We start from the raw sequence: 20,769 nt of genomic DNA on the forward strand, positions 1-20,769 counted from the left end.
TCTTAATAAACTCAAATGCATCGATATCGATCATAGGCTTCTGATAATATGCATAACAACTGATTTTTCTTGAGATCATAAGCGACCCAATAGCTTTCATCGTAGCCAAAACCGCGTATAACAACACTACATTGATTTATAAAAAGTATTCATTGTTTTGCATATCGAATGAGCATCCTACCCCTCTCATAGATGCATCAATTAAAATCACTTAACTTTCCTATCACAAGCACAGAAGTGTGCCTATGAGTAAAAATTTTACAAGTAAAGACTAAAATGCCTCTTATATACCATCTCAAATATTTAAAAAACTGTATGAGAACATGCCCAAGTGTGTGATACTTGCCGGCTTGCGCTCTTTTATTAAACTTAAAAGATGAAGGAAGCTCTATAATTTTTATACACTTCGCGAGAACTTTACCATTATACCATTCATAAACGCTCTCAGGAAATAGCTCTCTTTAAAACAATGCACCCGCTGCCCTTCAACCCTGTGCAATTTTTTAACCTTGCCCAAAGCGTTGATGAATATAATCACTCAAAAGCCCTTCAAATTCTTCCGCAATGTGATCACCACGCAAAGTTTTTACCTTTTGTCCCTCAATAAAAACAGGTGCCGCTGGACTTTCGCCCACTCCAGGCAATGAAATACCAATATCCGCATGTTTTGATTCTCCCGGTCCATTGACGATACAGCCCATCACAGCAACCTTTAAACTTTCAACCCCTGGATATTTTTCACGCCAAATAGGCATATTTTTGTGTAAATCTGCTTCAATTTTTTGTGCCAATTGCTGAAACACTGTCGAGGTTGTGCGACCGCATCCAGGACAAGCAGCAACAACAGGCAAAAATTGCTGAAACCCCATCACCTGCAAAAGTTCTTGCCCCACTTTTACTTCTCGTGTTCGGTCACCACCCGGTTCAGGCGTTAAAGAAATTCGTATCGTATCGCCAATCCCTTGCTGTAATAAAATGCCCAAAGCCACCGAAGAAGCCACAACCCCCTTCGTTCCCATCCCTGCTTCCGTTAATCCCAAATGAAGCGCATAATCACAACGCTCTGCCAAGGAGGTATAGACCGCAATAAGATCTTGAACATCACTCACTTTAGCAGAAAGAATAATTTTATCACGCCCCAATCCAAGTTCTTCAGCGAAAACAGCCGAAAGCAAAGCCGACTGCACAACCGTTTCCCGCATCACTTCAACAACAGATAAGGGACTTTCTTGTCTCGCGTTTTCATTCATAAGCTGTGTCAACAATGCATTATCAAGAGAGCCCCAATTCACACCAATGCGAATAGCTTTCCCATATTGGCAAGCAATCTCGATAATTTCTGCAAACTGGCGATCCTTCTTTGCACCAAAACCCACATTTCCAGGATTAATCCGATATTTTGCCAGTGCCTGTGCACAAGCAGAATGTTTTGATAAAAGCTTATGACCAATATAATGAAAATCTCCTACCAATGGTACAAAAAAGCCCAATCGCTCCAATCGCTCACGTATTTTTGGTACAGCTGCCGCTGCTTCATCGCGATCAACCGTAATTCGAACCAATTGTGAACCAGCCTGCCAAAGAGCAGCCACTTGAGCAACAGTTGCATCAACATCAGCGGTATCTGTATTGGTCATTGACTGTACAACAATCGGGCTCTGCCCCCCAACCATCACATCACCAACAGCAACACCGACAGAGCGACGACGCTCAAGAGGTTTCGACAAAGAATAAGTCGTGCTCATCAAATCCTCAAATTTTTAAAACCTGCACTATAAATCATCATTTATATTGACCTCCTCTGCGCCTCAAAAGACGAAAATGACACATTGCTCACCAATTTTAACAGATTGCTTTAAGTTTCACCTGTCAACCCTTGTTGCCATTCAAGTTCATAAGTGAAATTCATTTCACAGATGCCCCAGATAAGTCCTACCGCTCCTGGTCAAGTTCATCCTTTTACACTTGGTTGCTTTAAAAAGAAACTGAAATCAGACAGGGACAAAACTGTATTTTTAAGTGGCATACTATAGCTTACATCAACGTCATCGAGGAACAATATTTTACAACACAACAGATAACGCTTATCAAAGCACCATTTTAAAAAATATTAAAAAAATATACAGAATATACCACCCAATTCAGTCAACATATTAATTTATAATAATCTCTTTTTTACACATTTGAATAGAAAACCTAAACATCGTCAGCTTCTTTCATTTCAAATCTGTTCATCATTAATCAAAGCCATGTCCCTTACACACCTAAAAGTAACCATAGAGATAAAAAATAAAAATGCTTGAGAAACTCTCTCCAACAGCGCTCGCAACACTTTGAAACAAGCATAAGAAAATGAAGCAACGAGCTTAATACCCCTCACGAGAAATTATTCTTTGCAGGGGATTTTACCTTATATCCTTCCCCCCATCATGAAATATAAGCGAGACTATTCAAAAATGCCTCATTAAACCCAAACGCTTAATTTTCATCTCATCCCCAAGCAACGTAACCCATCCAAGCCACACAATCAATGCAACCTTTCAATTTTTAAGCCGTTATAGCAAAACGCCAAACACAATTCCAACTATCATGCAACAATTTAACACATGAAGGAGTCAACAGATGTGTCTATTTTCAACCAATGCCAAAAATGCTAAAATTAAAAAACGCATTGCACAATTAAAAAGAGAGCTGGTCCCCATAAATCGTTGGAGTTCTCACAATGATAGCTTTGAAAACATTTCTGAGCTGTTTAACACGTGGAAACAAAAGGGACGTCACGCACTTTATTACCTGAACGAACATGTGACAGAATTAAAGAAAAAAGCGAAAGAAAACCCTAAAAAAACCTTCGCATTAGCAGCAGGATTAGTTTTAGCAAGCGTCTTACTCATACGCAAAAATTACTAACACTAACAACTTTCCCCTTTAATGCCCGTCTCAAAGCGGGCATTTTCTTATCGTGAATTAAACACAATACTTGATACCCTCCCCCTCACTTTAGGCTCCCCAAAGGATCAATTTTCCCCCATCAATCTATCATTCAGCTTTTTATCGAGCAGGATCATCCACGCATGCGCTTCACATCACCGCACCTTAAAGAATAGTGTTGTGAGAAACGACAGACAAGCTTTTACGTATTCCATCTATCCTCGCCCCCCTTGACTGAGTTATTTCAAAAAAAATGGAATTGATTAAAGAGACATGCGCTTTAATGTTCTTTAGAACATTACTTTACACCACGACAAATAAGAACTTGAAGAGCTTTAAAAGATAGATCATCATAAACCAAACGAAATCTTCTAAAGTGAACACCCACTTACTATAAGAAAATAGTATAAACATTAAATTGAAAATACCCAAAATTTTATCCTCCAGAATCAACCCGCTGCGAAGTATCCACATACGTAACCACAGACATCCCAGGAATGAGTTTTTCAGTCCCTTCCTGACCAGGATCTAAAGCAATCCGTACTGAAATACGTTGCGCAATTTTAATAAAATTACCAATTGTTGTATCCGTTTTTAACAATGAAAACTCTGAACCTGTGGCTGGAGCAAAACGAACCACACGCCCTGTTAACTTTTTGTTGTTCAATGCATCAACAGAAAAAACAACCGGTTGTCCCACACGCATCTGAGAAAGTTGCGTTTCTTTATAATTAGCAATAATCCAAATATCATCAGAAATCACGGAAACCAATTGCGTCCCCGGCATAACATATTGCCCAACCCTAGCGCCAACCAATCCAACATAGCCTGTTCGAGGCGATAAAATCTTTGTATGATTGAGATTAAGTTTTGCCAACTCAACTCCCACCTTTGCTCCCGAAACTTCTGATTGTAAACTTTGCCGTTCAAGATTTAATTGTTTTTGCAATTGCCGTTTTGTTTCCAGTGCGGCCAAGAGTTGTGAAAGAGGACGAGAAACAGAACTTGCCGCATCACCAAAGCCTAACTTTTTACTATCAGGAACAACATTGGAGAATGCTCGTGAACGAGCCAATTCGACTTCTGCTGTATTAATTTCGCCCTGCAAAAGCTGTGCTTGCAATTCAATACTGGCTAATTTTGCATTTTTTGAATCGAGAACAGCCTGTGCCCGTGCAAGCTGCTGACGAAAAAGAGAATCATCAAGTTCAAAGAGCAGCATCCCCTTTTCAACACGTTGATAATCTTGCACATAAATTCGCCCAATCACCCCAGAGATCTGTGAACTAACGAGGGTAACGTCGCCCTTAATGAAAGCATTATCCGTTATTTGAATGTTGCTCACAAAAGGAGGAAGTCTCCAAGCCCACAAAATCAGCAAAACACCCGTAATACCTGACAGGAATGCAACAATTGTAGCCTTTGATCGTAATGCTTTTATCATTTTTTGCGCCCCTCTTCCATGATATCACTCTTTTTCTAATGCACGCACAGAGCATGATTTAACAACCATTGTTACAAAAAAAATGACGAATACAACCATTGAAATATAAAAATAAAGCCGAAAAACGTCATCATAAGCAAAAATATTTGCTGTTAACTTAAATTTTTCTATCAACAGAGAAGTCATCTGATCATTTCCCAAGCCATGAGAAACAGAAGCACCATGAGAAGACGAAAATAAAGTATTCATCTCAGCAGAAATAAGCGGATCAGTTACAACAATATTTTGTGTTAAGGACTCAAAATTCTTATGGGCAAAATAAAACTGTAGGCTGCCAAAAAAAGCCGATCCCATCAATCTCCCTGTAACTTGTGTTAGCAAAAAAACAGCAATAAAACTCAAAACATACCGCGGCCCTCGCTGACCAGCGATCACAAACCCTTTAAAAAGAACAGGAGGCAAAAAAAGAGCATAACTAAAACTCACCAATCCTTGGCTCAACATCATGTCTTGTGGACGCGTTAAGTGGTTTACACGACTGTCTAAATAAGCTCCAAGCGCCAAACAACCCAAAGATAACAAATAAAAATAATCCTCACGCCCTGCCCGTAAAAAAGACACACAAACAGCTCCCCCTAACAGAATTCCCAATATCACCGCAAAATACATGGGCGCCATCTCACGATTGAGCAAACCAAAAAGATTAAAAAAACCGAAGGGTAAATTGGATCGCTCCAACAAGAAAACATGAAAAATCAACAAAATAAAAACAGATTGGATCATTTCTTTACTGAAAATCCAACGCAAATCAATCAATGGTTTTTCTCTATTAAGCTCAATCATAATAGCAAGTGCCAAAGAAAAAATAGCAAGTGCAAGTCCCCAACCAATCCATGGTGCTTCATACCACCAATACAATATGCCAACAGACATAATTACAGCATTAAGACCAAGACCAAGAGCAATCAAACCATAGCTTATCCAATCTAACTTTTGAATAACCTTGCTGCGAACAACAGGCGTAAGGGGCAAAGTATAGATACAGACCAAACTGATGAGAACCAACCCCATTTCCAAAGCAGAAAGACTAGAAAAACCATTATTTTCCAGCAAATCAGGAGAAATCAAACGAGATAAAGGTGCAGCTAAAGCCGCATTCATATAATTCAAACTAAGACCAACAGTAAACTTCTTTGCTGGCGCAAAAGCCTCCATCATATAAAGCAATGCAAGCGAAGCCAAAGGCGCAGCAGCAATCCCAGCAAAAAAGCGAATAATCAGCGCAGAACGCAAATCGGTCACAAAAAGCTGCAAGGCACAAACCAAAACGAAGCCAAGAATTGATAGTTCAGCAAAAGCACGCAACCCAAATTGATAGCGGATTTTGATCAACATAATCGCCACACTTACATTTGGTGCCATATAGGCTGCGACCAACCATGTCGTCTCAGCCAAAGTTGCGTGAAAATCACCGATCAGATGGACAATATTAGACTGAACAATATTAGCCCCTAAGCCATAAGCCCATTGCAAAATAAAAGAAGCAAAAATATAAACAAAACATTTCGGCAAAGGTCCCGCGAAAACACGACCAGGATGAGGAAAAGGTTTTCCGCCCCTTTTGGCAAACACAACCGTACTTTTTTTTCCGCTCATGTCACCTTATCCTGTATACCCTTCTACGCTTTTATCATCATAGAACCATCAGCTGACAATTGCTGGAAAAAAGCTTCAATTTTAGGACTTTTTGCATCACCCATTCCCCCCTCTAATGTCGCTTGAACCTGCAAAATCTGCTGTTCTAATACATCAAAAGAAAGATGCTCAACAGCCACAACATGCTCTACCAATAAAGAGCATCCCGAAAAGGTAATATTTGCAACACCACCGCAAACAACAAAGAGCTTTTCCCCCGCAGAGGTACGAACACGAACACTCCCCAATACAATGCTTGCCACCAATGGTGCATGCTGTGCCATAACTGTCAAAGCACCAGAAACTGAAGGAAGAACAACAGACACAACCTGCTCTGAAAACACAATCTTTTCAGGCGATACAAGCTCAAACAAAAAATGCTCTTCTCTATTGTTTTCCACAAAAGTCTCCACAATACTCAATAGAAGGACTCTCCGTCCTCCTTAATAACTTATCTTTTTCAACAACTTGCCCTTTTTTAACGACAAATATTCATGACAGATTTCTCCTGAATTAAGAAGCCTCTGCCATGAGACGTTTTCCTTTTTCAAGGGCTTCCTCAACCGAACCAACCATATAAAAAGCAGCTTCTGGCAAATCATCATAATCGCCCGCACAAAGACCTTTAAAGCCTTTGATTGTGTCTTCCAAAGGAACGAGTTTTCCTGGCGAACCAGTAAAAGCTTCTGCCACATGGAAAGGCTGCGAAAGGAAACGTTCAATTTTACGCGCCCTTCCCACCAACAATTTGTCATCTTCAGAAAGTTCATCCATTCCAAGAATAGCAATAATATCTTGAAGCGCTCTATAACGTTGTAAAATAGTTTGCACTTGACAAGCAACCGTATAATGCTCTTCCCCCACAATCAGTGGATCTAACATACGCGAGAAAGAATCAAGTGGATCCACGGCTGGATAAATTCCCTTTTCCGCAATAGAGCGGGAAAGAACGGTTGTTGCATCCAAATGGGCAAAAGATGTTGCCGGCGCCGGATCCGTCAAGTCATCGGCAGGAACATAAATCGCCTGAACAGAAGTAATAGATCCTGTTTTTGTACTGGTAATACGTTCTTGCAAAGCACCCATATCCGTTGCCAAAGTAGGTTGATAACCCACAGCAGAAGGAATACGTCCTAAAAGAGCAGATACCTCAGCCCCTGCTTGTGTGAAACGGAAAATATTATCCACAAAGAAAAGAACATCTTGTCCTTCATCACGGAAGCTTTCTGCAATAGTCAACCCGGAAAGAGCGACGCGCGCACGCGCTCCTGGTGGTTCATTCATTTGCCCATAAACAAGCGCACATTTTGACCCTTCTGTTGAACCATTATTGTCTTTTGGATTCACATTCACACGGCTTTCGATCATTTCGTAATAGAGATCATTTCCCTCACGTGTACGCTCTCCCACACCAGCAAATACGGAATAGCCACCATGTGCCTTTGCAATATTGTTGATAAGCTCCATAATGAGAACGGTTTTTCCAACACCAGCACCACCAAACAAGCCAATTTTACCCCCTTTCGAATAAGGGGCTAACAAATCCACAACCTTAATACCCGTGACAAGAATCTCTGAAACGGTCGATTGTTCGACATACTCTGGCGCCTCTTGGTGAATAGAACGCGTTTTGGTTGAAAGGATTGGTCCCACATTATCCACTGGCTCTCCAATCACATTCATAATACGTCCCAACGTTGCTTCGCCTACAGGAACACTAATCTGTGCTCCTGTATCCACGACCTTTTGGCCTCGCATCAGACCATCGGTCGTATCCATCGCAATCGCACGCACGGTATTTTCACCCAAATGCTGCGCAACTTCTAACACCAAGCGATGGCCTAAATTCTCTGTTTCCAAAGCATTAAGAATATTTGGCAATGCACCTTCAAATTGCACATCAACAACAGCACCTATAACCTGCTTGATTTCACCAACAGCACCTTTTGCCTGCTCTTCTTTTTTCACCGGTGTATCTTTAGTGACACTACGTGCAGACGCAGTTGAAGTCTTTACATCCCCTTGAGATTTTGAAGCGTCTTTTTTTGCACCGGAACGAGCAGCTGGTTTCTTTTTTTCACCTTTTTCTGCTCCTTTGCTTGAGGTTACTGCTTTTGCCATCAATCCTTACCTTTTCCATTTAAAGCGCTTCAGCGCCCGCAATAATTTCGATCAATTCTGTGGTAATTTGTGCCTGACGTTGACGATTATAAGCCACCGTCAATTTATTAATCATTTCGCCCGCATTGCGCGATGCATTATCCATAGCTGTCATCTTTGCGCCCATTTCACCAGCAACATTTTCGAGTAAAGCCCGAAAGATTTGCACTGAAAGATTGCGTGGCACAAGCGCCTCTAAAAGAGAAGCAGCATCAGGTTCGTATTCATAAACAGTTGTTTGTGAAGCTTTTCTCGGCTCTGTTTGCTCACCAATATCTATTGTCTCAACAGTTGCTTTTGGAGCCCCCATAGGGATTAAGCCAAAAGCTGTTGGGCGCTGATTAATCACGGAAACAAATTCAGAATAAAACAGCGTACAGACATCAAAAACGCCTTCATTGAACAAATCAACAATGCGTTGACTAATCATCACCGCCTCTGCAAAACCAATTCGCTTTACAGCATGTAAATCAATGTGATCAATCATCAAATTTTTGTAATCACGCGATAAAATATCCGCACCCTTTTTGCCTACAGTGATAATTTTCACAATTTTACCGGCTGCCAACAGTGCTTTAATATGCTCACGGGCACGACGAATGATTTGCACATTAAAAGCACCACATAAACCGCGTTCAGCAGTACAGACCACCAAGAGATGCACATCATCGCGCCCCGTACCACGCATGAGAGCCGGTGCATCAACACCATCCACATCAGCAGCAACACTGGTTAAAATATCAGCCATCCTCTTTGCATAAGGGCGTGCTGATTGTGCCACCTCTTGCGCACGATGCAACCGCGCTGCTGCAACCATCTGCATAGCTTTGGTAATTTTCTGTGTTGCTTTAACCGAAGCTATACGGTCTCTAAGATCCTTTAGTGAGGCCATCCAAGCATTCCATCAATTCATCACGAAAAATTTTTCGCATAAGTGTTAAGAACAGTTATCAACTTATCTTTTAGCTCATCTGTTAATTGCTTTTGCTCAGCAATTGCTTTTAAGAGATCTTGATAATCACTCCGCAAAAGCACCAAAAGCCCTTGCTCAAACCGTGCAACATCAGAAACCGCTAGAGCATCAAGATAGCCATTCACACCCGCGAAAATAACCACCACCTGCTCTTCTGTTTTGAGTGGAGAAAATTGTGGCTGCTTTAAGAGCTCTGTCAAGCGTGCTCCTCGATTCAATAGCCGCTGGGTTGATGCATCCAAATCAGAGCCAAACTGCGCAAAAGCCGCCATTTCACGATATTGGGCCAACTCACCTTTAATCGAGCCAGCAACTTGCTTCATTGCCTTAATTTGTGCTGCCGAACCAACGCGCGAAACAGAAAGACCAACATTCACAGCAGGACGAATACCCTGATAAAACAAATTTGTTTCCAAGAAAATTTGCCCATCCGTAATCGAAATCACATTTGTAGGAATATAAGCCGAAACGTCATTAGCTTGTGTTTCAATGACCGGCAAAGCTGTCAACGACCCTGATCCATTTTCCGCATTCAACTTTGCAGCGCGTTCTAAAAGACGCGAATGCAGATAGAAAACATCTCCTGGATAAGCCTCACGCCCTGGTGGACGACGAAGCAAAAGAGACATTTGACGATAAGCCACCGCTTGTTTTGACAGATCATCATAACCGATCAAAGCATGTTGCCCATTATCACGGAAATATTCACCCATCGCGCACCCAGCAAGAGGTGCAATAAATTGCAGCGGTGCTGGATCAGAAGCAGTCGCCGCAACAATAATAGAATATTCTAGTGCCCCGCGTTCTTCTAAAATTTTAACGAATTGTGCCACCGTCGAACGTTTTTGACCGATAGCCACATAAATACAATAAACTTTATCTTGCTCTCGTCCAGCCCCTTTTTCATGAAAAGGTTTTTGGTTTAAAAATGTATCGAGCAAAATTGCTGTTTTTCCTGTTTGGCGATCACCAATCACCAATTCACGCTGTCCGCGTCCAATGGGGATAAGCGCATCAATTGCTTTTAATCCGGTCGACATGGGTTCATGCACAGACTGACGCGGAATAATCCCTGGCGCCTTAACATCAACACGACGACGTTCTGTTTCCTTAAGAGGTCCCTTACCATCTATAGGATTTCCAAGTGCATCGACCACACGCCCAAGCAAAGCGGGCCCCACAGGAACATCTACAATAGCGCCCAATCGCTTTACACAATCGCCTTCACGAATATCGCGATCTGAGCCAAAAATGACCACACCGACATTATCAACTTCCAAATTGAGTGCCATACCACGCACACCATTTGGAAAAGCAACCATTTCCCCAGCTTGAACATTATCCAAACCATAAACGCGAGCAATACCATCCCCCACAGAGAGAACCCAACCAATTTCTGAAACCTCAGCCTTTTGGTCAAAGTTTTTGATTTGCTCTTTTAGAATTTTTGAAATTTCAGATGGTCTAATATCCATCAGCTGACCTCTTTTTCAATGCAAGCTTAAGCGAAGACAATTTTGTTAGAAGAGACGTATCAATTTGAGACGCCCCGATACGAACGATTAATCCCCCAAGAATTTTTGGATCCACAATGATGTGTAGTAAAACTTTTCCCCCAACGACACCTTCCAAAGTCTCACACAACTCTTGTTTTTGTTGAGAACTTAAGGGACGCGCAGAAATAATTTGCGCAGTAACTTGCCCACGAGCGCGTGCAACACAACGCTGAAAAGCATGTAAAATACCAAATACGGCACCAAGCCTACGATTTGCTGCAATAACGCGTAAAAAATTACTAACAACCTGCCCTGCTTCTTTATCAGCAAATTTTATGTTTTCACAAACAGATTGCACCACCTTAATGTGCTCTTTAACTGAAAAGAATGGACTGAGCACGAAGTGTTTTAAATCCTCATTTTGCTCTAAAACAAGCAAAAAATCTTCCACTGCCTTTTCAATCTTTTCAACGTTTCCTGCTTCTTGAACGCAACTAAAAAGCGCTTGCGCATAGCGTTGATCTACCAACGGCAGCGGTAAGAGAGAAAATGAACCTGACACGAAATACCGCCTCTTTCCCTTGAGCGACTCTCTGATAGTTATCAGATGATAATGAAACAGACATTCTTAATTTTAAGAATCTTTTTCTTAAAACCTCGAACAAAAACCTTTCGGTTTCTAGCATAGACATAGCCGACTCGCAACACCACAAATCGCTGCTTTTTAAAAATTTTAAGAAAATATTCAAAATATTTTTAAAAAGGATTTTTTTTAGATCCGCAGGCTGATATCATGGTTTTTTATGCCTCTTTATTGACATTCTGTGAAAAAATTCACGCTCTTTAATTTTGCTTCAAACGCTCTTGCCTCCTCCAAAAACGATTCTTCTTTAAAGATCACTCCTCTTATCCCCACAAAAGCTGTAGCGAAAAGCGACCACGACCACAAAAGTCTGTTATTTCAAACGGATAAGCAAGAAAGAATAATGAGTATACGCCTTAAAATTAAGGAAAAAATTGATTTTTAAAAAAAGCTTTGCGGATCAATATCAATTTGAACTCGAACGGAACTGGGCATTTTGGGGCTATTGCTCAGCATTGCACGTATAAACCCTTGTATATCAAAAGAGCGTTGACCTTGCAGTAAAAGCCGAAAACGATAACGCCCCCGAACCAGAGCCAAAGGTGCCTCTGCCGGTCCCATAACCGAGATATTTTTTTCCCGTGGCGCTGCTTGACGGAGTGCCCGCGCATAATATTCTGCGGCTTGGCGTTGTTGTGCAGACACAATCAAAGAGGCAAGACGCCCATAGGGAGGCAAATGATAATGCTGACGTGTTGCAATTTCCCGTGTGTAAAAATCTTCTGGTTGGCATGAAAGTAAGGCTTTTATGACTGGATGATCTGGTTGATAGGTTTGCAATAATCCTAAACTTTCCAATCCCACCCGCCCTGCTCTTCCAGTCACTTGAGAAAGCAGCTGGAAGGTATGTTCACTCGCGCGTAAATCACCATTGGCAAGACCAAGATCAGCATCAATAACCCCCACCAAAGAGAGTTTTGGAAAATGATGTCCTTTAGCGACCAACTGTGTCCCAATAATAATATCCACATCGCCATTGGCAATGGCTTGCAATTCGCTTCGCAACTGCCCAATTCCCCCTTTGAGATCCGTTGAAAGAATCAATGATCGCACTTGGGGAAAAAGCCTTTGTGTTTCTTCTGCAATTCTTTCCACACCTGGTCCACAAGCCGCGAGATGGTCTAATGTTCCACATTCAGGACAGGCTTCTGGAAGGGGTTGATGATAGCCACAATGATGACATTTCAATTGCCCTTGCGCACGATGTTCTACCAACCAACTTGAACAATCGGTACAATGAAAACGATGTCCGCACACTCGACATAAAGTTAAAGGTGCATAACCACGCCGATTAAGAAAAAGCAGCGCCTGCTCACCTTTCTCAAGCGTTTGTTTTAAAGCCCTTTCAAGAGAAAAGGAAATAAATCGCCCCTTTTGCACCCCTCCTTGACGCATATCAATGACCTGCAACTGTGGAAGAGCAACTTCTTTAAAACGGGAGGGTAAATGCACCTTTTGATAACGCCCTTTTAAAACATTGGCTTGACTTTCAATCGATGGTGTAGCTGAGGATAAAATAACAGGAAAATGCTCAAAAGAGCCCCGTGCAACGGCCATATCACGCGCATGATAAAAAATGCGCTCTTCTTGTTTATAAGCACTATCATGCTCTTCATCGACAACAATCAAGCCCAGCTCATGAAAAGGAAGAAAAAGTGCTGAACGAGCACCCGCAACAACACGCACCCGCCCTTCTGCAACTTGCCGCCAAACACGTTCTCTACGACGCGGTGTCAAATCAGAATGCCATTCTGCTGCCGCAGCGCCAAAGCGTGCATAAAAACGATCTAAAAACTGCTGTGTTAAAGCAATTTCCGGCAATAAAATTAAAACTTGGCTACCCCCTTTGAAAGCTTGAGCAACCGCTTCAAAATAAACTTCTGTCTTTCCAGAGCCTGTCACACCATCCAGCAAAAAAACTTGAAACTGAGAAGATAAAACACCTTCCCGCAATAGTGTTGCTACTTCACTCTGTGCACCCTGCAACTGAGGAGGACAAAAATCAGGATCAGGCAACCCCACAAGATCAGGAGCAGGAACCTTAACATCTTCAAAAATTCCTAGCGCTTTTAAGCCTTCAATTACAGAAACAGAAGTTCCAGCCGCATGTGCAAGACCAGTACGTGTCCAAATCTCACCATCGCGCACCAATTCCAAAACCCGTGAGCGCGCTGGTGTGAGACGTTCCACCTCTCCCCCACAATAGCGCAATCCCAGCATCTGCGCTTCCGGCTCTAACGCAGCCGGTACAGACAAAACCAATCGTGCAACAAGACCAAAAGACGTCATTGTATAACGACTAACAAAATGCAAAAATGTAATCATTTCTGGCTTTAATGGAGGGCAATCAAAAACATGTAAAAGAAAGCGTAATTTTTCACGTGCCACCGAAGCAGTTCCGTGCCTATCTTTTGTCTTCTCTCCAACATCCACAACAAAACCGCAAAGCTCACGCCCCATCACCGGAACCCGAACAAAAGAACCAATTTCTACCTCCATAGAAGACGGAACTTTATAACTATAAGCATGAGCAACAGGAAGAGGAACCAATACAGAGACAACCTTTTCCTCTACCATGTTTGAATTCGCCTTTTTAACCAATATATAATCCACCCCCTCTTAATTATCTAAGATCACGTATCTAAGATCATCCTACGATTATCTTGAGCACCAACAGGTCTACCTCTTATCTTCAAACACTCTTATAAAATTCATCGCGGGATTGAAATCACTCTCCCTTTCACAAAACTTTTCTCCCAAAAATTCTTTTTCATACGCATTCCATCTCTAAAACACCAACAATCAAAACACCGTCATCTTCTATAACAAAAAAATAGTACCATTCTTCTGTGCATATAAAATCCATCACCACTAAGCATTCAACACGATAGCGTAACTGTACCCCTTAACAAAGCTCTCCCATAAATGTGACTTCATGCCCAACATACACATTTTTATTTTCTTTCCACATCATATCTCGACTTATTATCAATAGTTTGATTTATAAAGATAAATTATTTTTGCATCTGGTAATAAAAACACTCAATATAAGATTTTTTGGCATTATAAATAAATGCTTTGAACATAGACAAAACTTCATGTGTAAAACGCATACCTTCTTCAATGGTGTTTTATGCCACAAAAATCCATTCACTGATACGCAACAAGCCAAATGAAATGTAACCTTCGTGAGAAAAAGAGACATCTCATGAAAATTCTCAAATATCAAGAGTAATGCCGCATGAAAAATCAGCAAAGTATTTGATAATGCTAATCTATTGCCATAAGTACAAAGTTATCGCTATGCAAAGATGCCAATACGCTAAAAATGTTAGTGCGCAATGAATCATCCCACGCCTTATGACAAGCAACACCATAGAAAGAGGCAGGGAAACAACACAAGACCTTTCTCTACAAAAAGTGGGGGCATAATACACCGTAGCATTCCTAATTTTCATAGGGATATTCATTCTTGCTCTTGCTTTTGCAGTCAACAATAGCGCATAACGAAAAACAAGTGACAGAATGAAAAGCTTTGAATAAAAAAGCTAAAGAAGAAGAGGTTAGAGATGAAATTTTTTGTGGACAGCGCCAATATTGAAGACATACGAGAATTACAGAATTTAAGCCTTGTTGATGGTGTAACCACCAATCCCTCTCTTATCCTAAAATCAGGACGCAATATTCTTGAAGTGACAAAAGAAATTTGTTCCCTCGTTAGCGGTCCTGTTTCTGCTGAAGTTGCAGCAACAGAATTTGAAAACATCATGAAAGAAGCAGCTGTTTTAGCAAAGATTGCTAACAACATTTGTATCAAGCTTCCTTTAACACTGGATGGATTAAAAGCCTGTAAAGCTCTGACAGCCGAAGGACTAAAAACAAATCTCACACTTTGTTTTTCTGCCAATCAAGCCTTACTTGCTGCCAAAGCAGGCGCAACATTTGTTTCGCCTTTTATTGGGAGGCTCGATGATTGCGGACTAAATGGAAGTGAACTGCTTCATGAAATTCGCACAATTTATGATAACTATAACTTTAAAACACAAATCTTAGCCGCTTCAATCCGCACCGTTAATCATATCAAAGAAGCAGCCTTAAGCGGTGCTGACGTTGCCACAGTTCCACCCGCAATCTTAAAAGCCTTGGTCAAACACCCTCTCACCGATAAAGGATTGCACATATTTCTCAACGATTGGCAAAAAACAGGACAAAATATTGCTTAATGTCTAAGATTTTTATTGGAAAGATCTTTTGAAAGTAACAAAAAAATCTGCTCAGCCAGCTCTTCTGCCACACGCTTTTTCGCATTTTCTTCTGCTTGCAACGTTGCATATTCTTGACGAAGTCGTTCAAAAGATGCATTCATTATTGCTGTTCCTTTTGCAACAGGCATATTCTTCATATCCTTTAAGGTATAGGAAGCTCTGCTCATAACAGTTCCAACAGAGGATCGTCCCCTTCTCTTTTTCTCAAGATCAACCTCTATCTGCATCGATTCTCTTGTAACGACAGAGATCTGCAATGCCAATCGATAAGCCGGTAGAGAAGGTTTACCACCATTTCCATACAACAAAAACAGCAGATGATTACGCACCATTTGTCCAAAACGATCCGCAGGCTCTTCTACAACAATAGAACCAAGCTTTGCTAAAAGCCCCAAAGAAACTTCCCCAGAAATAGAATCCTGCTGAGCAATACCCCCCCCATAAAAAGCAGAATTCATTGCCTTTGAACTCTGCGATTCTTGACGATAAAGCGGTTCAATTTTACACCCATACAACAGTGTGAAGACACCCGCTAAAACGACAAGCAGAAAACTTTTAAAGAACGACATTCACAATCCTTTTTGGAACAATAATGATTTTTTTCATGGGCTTTTCACCCAGCTGCGCCTGTACAAAATCTAAAGCCAAAACCGCTTCTTTAATCATCGTCTCACTTGCTGTTGCTGCAACCCTCACCTCACCGCGTTTTTTACCATTAATTTGTACCGGTAAAGTATAGCTTTCTTCAACAATTAATGTGGGATCATAAACAGGCCAAGCAAGTTCAGACATTAAAGTTTTCTCCCCTAAAGCGGCATGGCATTCTTCAGCTAAATGGGGCATAATCGGTGCAATCATGGCAAGAAAAAAATCCATAGCTTGGCGCAAAGAAGCTTTCATTTCATCATCAACATCTGCCACCTTATTTAACAACGGTGCCATAATATTCAAGAATTCATAAAGACGTGCTATAACCCGATTAAACGCGAATTTTTCCAAATCATCTTCTACAACCTGGAGCGTGCGATGTGCAACCTTTGACAGTTCCAAAGCCTCCCCCTGACGCCCCGCACAAGGGGCTACATCCTTTAAAACAGATGCGCCCAAAGCCACATGGCGCCAAACACGCTGCACAAAACGATGTGCACCCTCAACGCCCGATTCTGTCCAGATAACATCCCGCTCAGGGGGAGAATCGGACAACACAAACCAGCGTACCGTATCAGCGCCATAGGAGGCAATAATATCATCAGGATCAACGACATTCTTTTTTGATTTTGACATTTTCTCAATCAAACCAATCGTCACTTCGCTTTGATCGGTTAATTTATAAGCGCACCGCTTTCCATCTTTTTCAACAATCGAAACTTCTGCTGGAGAAACCCACCCTTGATCATCCCGATAAGTTTCATGCACCACCATCCCTTGGGTAAAAAGCCCCTTAAAAGGCTCATCCACACTCACATGACCGACCAATTTCATAGCACGCATAAAAAAGCGCGCATAAAGAAGATGCAAAATCGCATGCTCAATTCCACCAATATATTGTTGCACAGGCAACCATTCAGCAGTTGCTTTTTTCTCAACAGGTTCTGCGGCAAAAGGAGCCGTAAAGCGCGCATAATACCAAGAAGAGTCAACAAATGTGTCCATGGTATCAGTTTCACGTTTGGCAGGTTGACCACAGGAAGGACAAACAACATTCTGCCATATTTCATGCCGTGCAAGAGGATTGCCGGGTTGATCAAAAGTAACATCATCAGGCAATACAACCGGCAAATCGGACCGTGGCACAGGCACAACGCCACACATTTTACAATGGATCATTGGAATGGGGCATCCCCAATAACGTTGCCGTGAAACGCCCCAATCACGCAATCGGAATTGCACTGTTTTTTCTCCCTGTGGTCGCCCATTAAGCATTTGCCCTTCAAGCCTTTTGGCGGCTTCTTCAAAGGCTTGTTGGGGTGTCAAGCCATCCAAAAAGCTGGAATTGCTCATCACCCCATCACCATCATAAGGCGTTTCAGTAATGACAAAATTTTCTGCTTGCTCTCCTTTTGGCAAAACCACTGGTTTTATCGGAAGATCATATTTACGCGCAAAATCGAAATCTCTCTGATCATGAGCCGGACAACCAAAAACAACCCCCGTTCCATAGTCCATCAACACAAAATTAGCGATATAAACAGGAATATGCACCGTCACATCAAAAGGATGCACCGCCACAAGTGGGGTGAGAAACCCTTGTTTTTCGGCTGTTTCAAGTGCGGCTGTTGTCGTTCCACCACACCGACAATTTTTTATAAAAGCTTCCAAGTCTTTATCTTTTTTTGCAAGAGATTGTGCAATAGGATGATCAACAGACAGAGCTAAAAAGGAAGCACCAAACAAGGTATCAGGACGTGTTGAATAACAAACAACCTCATCAAATGCCTTACAAACATCATCAGCATTCCCTGCATCATCAGCTGTTGGCTTTAAAGCCCAACGAATCAGCAAACCTTGAGATTTCCCAATCCAATTTTTTTGCATCGTGCGCACTTTTTCCGGCCATTGATTCAATTCTTCAAGGCCAGCCAAGAGATCTTCACTAAAGTCACTAATTTTGAAAAACCATTGGGTCAACTCACGTTGTTCAACCAACGCCCCAGAACGCCATCCCCGTCCATCAACAACCTGTTCATTGGCCAAAACAGTATGATCAACAGGATCCCAATTGACCTTAGCCACTTTACGCGTCACCAACCCCTTTTGATAAAAATCAAGAAACAGCATTTGTTGGCGGTGGTAATAGTCCACATCACACGTTGCAAATTCACGGGACCAATCGAGTGAGAGCCCTAATTGCTTTAATTGCCCCCGCATCACAGCAATATTTTCATAGGTCCAAGTTTTAGGATGCACTTTACTTTGCAAAGCAGCATTTTCAGCCGGCATACCAAAAGCATCCCAGCCCATAGGATGAAGCACATTAAAGCCCTTTGCACGTTTATAACGCGCCACCACATCTCCCATGGCATAATTGCGTACATGCCCCATGTGAATACGACCAGATGGATAAGGAAACATCTCTAAAACATAATATTTTTCACGGTCATCTTCCCCCACAGTCTGAAAAATTTTCTTTTCATCCCAAATTTCTTGCCATTTTTTTTCTCTCGCACGTGGATTATAGCGCTCGCCTATTTTATAATGCTCAATCGTCATTCCCATTATACTCTTTTAATAAAACTGAACTAAAAACTTGTTTTATTATGCTTGACCATGGATTAACCTCATCGTCAACATTTTCGTGAAATATTTTCTTAAAACAACCAACCCTTGAATAAAACTTGAACAAAAACAGTAAAGCACAAAAAGTATGAATACAGACACGCTCCCCCAAGCCCCTTCCATTGCAGCATGGCAAAACCTTCAAAAAGACATTGTGGCACTCTGCCAAGAACTACAACGCCCCGTAGAAGAAGTTGAACTTATCGCTGTTTCAAAAACCGTTTCTATAGAGGATATACGTCCCCTTTTACAAGCTGGTCAATCTCTATTTGCAGAAAATCGTGTGCAAGAGGCCGCACAAAAATGGCCCTGTTTGCGTCAAAAGTTTGAAAATATTAAACTTCATCTTATCGGTCCCCTACAATCCAATAAAGCCGCTGAAGCTGTCAAGATTTTTGATGTCATCCAAACGGTTGATCGTGAAAAAATAGCCAAAGTTTTGGCAGAAGAAATGCAAAAACAACAAAAACATCTCCCCTGCTATGTTCAAGTAAATACCGGCTTAGAACCACAAAAAACGGGCATTGCCCCGCAAGAAGTAATCTCTTTTGTTTCCCAATGCAAAAACAATTATGGACTTGATATCATTGGTCTAATGGCCATTCCCCCCGTTGAGGAAAACCCTGGACCCTATTTCGCACTGCTAGAAAAACTAGCAAAACAAGCCGGTCTCCCAAAGCTTTCTATGGGCATGTCCAATGATTTTACAACAGCTCTACAATTTGGCTCCAATGTCCTTCGCATTGGCTCTGCTTTATTTGGAAAACGCCCTGGGTAAAGCAATTTCCTCCCTATAAATTCATTCCCTCCTCCATATAAATTCCCCTTGAAAACTCTACGAATAAGCTCAAAACAACAGACATGAGAAAAAATATCCCCCCAAGATCAATAAAAGCGCAACTCTAGTAGAAAAAAATTCCCGTCCCTTTTTCACCCTATGAGCAAAATGAACAAAAAAACTGCTCTTCAGAAGATTCTCACCATCACAGCCTCACCCCATAAAATGACTTCAAAACAGCCCTGCTTTGGCTTTCCTATTCCCACACCTCGACTCCATATCGCCTCCCCTCTGATCAATTCCCACCAAAAGCATCTCAAAAAAAGAAATCTTGAATACAAAAGCAAAATAATAAAAATTGCCGCGTTTTCTCACAACTTCTCCAACAATTTCCTCAGTTTCCAATGGCATAAAGCAGGTAAAAAAGGCTTTCTACATACTAAAAAGAAGTAAGATACGCTTGGCAATTGCCTAAAAAAGGCATTAACCCCAATACCAATACATGCGTGCAAACAATGGCAACAAAACTATTTTCAATAACCGTATAATTTTCTTGCTGATTATTATAAATCAAAAAAAGTACCAACTTTTCAAATGCATAATGCATGTAGCGTTAATGATTTTACATCCCAAGTAAATGCACAAGCTGTACAACATGCAATAGCAGGAGGGCTAACCGGAACAGTTAATGGATTCTATAACTGGTCTAGGAGCAATTATGGGTGGACTTACGAGCGCCACAACTGGTTTCTTAGGAGGTTATGCTTTGGGTTTCGCACAGAAAACTCATCAGTGTTGGTTATAATTTATAGAAAATAGCGCCAAAGATATCTCTGAAGTTAGTCATTTTGTAATTTTTTTCGAAAAAATATCTCTGTTATATTGTCTACAATTATGGTTGAGATGGACTTCAGAGATATTTATACTTTGATCATTACATCATATTATAATTTTAATTTCTTAATGTCAGATTTTATCTCTAAAATTATTGAATGGCTTATAGCAACGTTTTTCTTTGGTTTTTTATATATGTTTTATTATAGATTTATTTATTATAATAGTTGGAAAGATTCTCTAAAAAACTCATTATTAATAAGCTCTATATTCT

Annotated in this window: 15 protein-coding genes; 4 read left to right on the forward strand and 11 right to left on the reverse strand. The window is 41.2% G+C overall.

Translation table 11 applies throughout. The annotated features are described in order from the left end of the window. Positions 1-503 precede the first annotated feature (503 nt). A complete protein-coding gene (ispG, locus tag HWX04_RS01975; RefSeq protein WP_175868563.1) occupies positions 504-1,745 on the reverse strand; it encodes a flavodoxin-dependent (E)-4-hydroxy-3-methylbut-2-enyl-diphosphate synthase in 1,242 nt (413 codons plus the stop codon). A gap of 877 nt (positions 1,746-2,622) precedes the next feature. Here ispG and HWX04_RS01980 point away from each other — a divergent pair. After that, entirely contained in the window at positions 2,623-2,910 is a 288-nt protein-coding gene (locus HWX04_RS01980) for a hypothetical protein (protein WP_175868564.1), read from the forward strand. Between the two features lie 457 nt (positions 2,911-3,367). Here the strand turns inward: HWX04_RS01980 and HWX04_RS01985 are convergent, their stop codons facing one another. The 8 genes from HWX04_RS01985 to HWX04_RS02020 form a co-directional block, all read right to left on the reverse strand. Next, a complete protein-coding gene (locus HWX04_RS01985) occupies positions 3,368-4,375 on the reverse strand; it encodes an HlyD family secretion protein (RefSeq protein ID WP_175868565.1) in 1,008 nt (335 codons plus the stop codon). Between the two features lie 24 nt (positions 4,376-4,399). Continuing rightward, positions 4,400-6,031 carry an MFS transporter gene (locus tag HWX04_RS01990; protein WP_175868566.1) on the reverse strand — a complete coding sequence of 544 codons (1,632 nt, stop codon included), beginning with the start codon at positions 6,029-6,031 and terminating at the stop codon, positions 4,400-4,402. Positions 6,032-6,054: 23 nt separating this feature from the next. Continuing rightward, positions 6,055-6,471: an ATP synthase F1 subunit epsilon gene (gene atpC / locus HWX04_RS01995; RefSeq protein ID WP_175868567.1), complete on the reverse strand. Its 417-nt coding sequence runs from the start codon at positions 6,469-6,471 to the stop codon at positions 6,055-6,057. 112 nt (positions 6,472-6,583) lie between these two features. Further along, positions 6,584-8,191 carry a F0F1 ATP synthase subunit beta gene (gene atpD / locus HWX04_RS02000; RefSeq protein WP_175868568.1) on the reverse strand — a complete coding sequence of 536 codons (1,608 nt, stop codon included), beginning with the start codon at positions 8,189-8,191 and terminating at the stop codon, positions 6,584-6,586. A gap of 19 nt (positions 8,192-8,210) precedes the next feature. Beyond that, on the reverse strand, positions 8,211-9,122 hold the full coding sequence (locus HWX04_RS02005) for a F0F1 ATP synthase subunit gamma (RefSeq protein ID WP_175868569.1): 912 nt from the start codon (positions 9,120-9,122) through the stop codon (positions 8,211-8,213). Between the two features lie 20 nt (positions 9,123-9,142). Continuing rightward, on the reverse strand, positions 9,143-10,678 hold the full coding sequence (gene atpA, locus HWX04_RS02010) for a F0F1 ATP synthase subunit alpha (protein WP_175868570.1): 1,536 nt from the start codon (positions 10,676-10,678) through the stop codon (positions 9,143-9,145). Next, entirely contained in the window at positions 10,668-11,261 is a 594-nt protein-coding gene (gene atpH, locus HWX04_RS02015) for an ATP synthase F1 subunit delta (protein ID WP_175868571.1), read from the reverse strand. Before atpH ends, atpA begins: the two co-directional genes overlap by 11 nt. Before the next feature lie 462 nt (positions 11,262-11,723). Then, positions 11,724-13,919: a primosomal protein N' gene (locus HWX04_RS02020; protein ID WP_175868572.1), complete on the reverse strand. Its 2,196-nt coding sequence runs from the start codon at positions 13,917-13,919 to the stop codon at positions 11,724-11,726. A 992-nt stretch (positions 13,920-14,911) separates the two neighbouring features. Between HWX04_RS02020 and fsa the strand changes: the two genes are divergently transcribed. After that, entirely contained in the window at positions 14,912-15,565 is a 654-nt protein-coding gene (gene fsa, locus HWX04_RS02025; protein WP_175868573.1) for a fructose-6-phosphate aldolase, read from the forward strand. Here the strand turns inward: fsa and HWX04_RS02030 are convergent. Continuing rightward, a complete protein-coding gene (locus HWX04_RS02030) occupies positions 15,562-16,176 on the reverse strand; it encodes an LPS assembly lipoprotein LptE (protein ID WP_175868574.1) in 615 nt (204 codons plus the stop codon). The two genes, fsa and HWX04_RS02030, sit on opposite strands and share 4 nt — an antisense overlap. Continuing rightward, on the reverse strand, positions 16,163-18,817 hold the full coding sequence (gene leuS / locus HWX04_RS02035) for a leucine--tRNA ligase (protein WP_175868575.1): 2,655 nt from the start codon (positions 18,815-18,817) through the stop codon (positions 16,163-16,165). Before leuS ends, HWX04_RS02030 begins: the two co-directional genes overlap by 14 nt. A gap of 154 nt (positions 18,818-18,971) precedes the next feature. On the opposite strand from leuS, the gene HWX04_RS02040 reads away from it, so the two are divergent. Then, positions 18,972-19,661 carry a YggS family pyridoxal phosphate-dependent enzyme gene (locus HWX04_RS02040; RefSeq protein ID WP_175868576.1) on the forward strand — a complete coding sequence of 230 codons (690 nt, stop codon included), beginning with the start codon at positions 18,972-18,974 and terminating at the stop codon, positions 19,659-19,661. 168 nt (positions 19,662-19,829) lie between these two features. Further along, on the forward strand, positions 19,830-20,114 hold the full coding sequence (locus tag HWX04_RS02045; RefSeq protein WP_175868577.1) for a hypothetical protein: 285 nt from the start codon (positions 19,830-19,832) through the stop codon (positions 20,112-20,114). Positions 20,115-20,769: the final 655 nt, after the last annotated feature.

This window comes from Bartonella gabonensis (genome assembly GCF_903679515.1).
In the GTDB taxonomy this organism is placed as follows: domain Bacteria; phylum Pseudomonadota; class Alphaproteobacteria; order Rhizobiales; family Rhizobiaceae; genus Bartonella; species Bartonella gabonensis.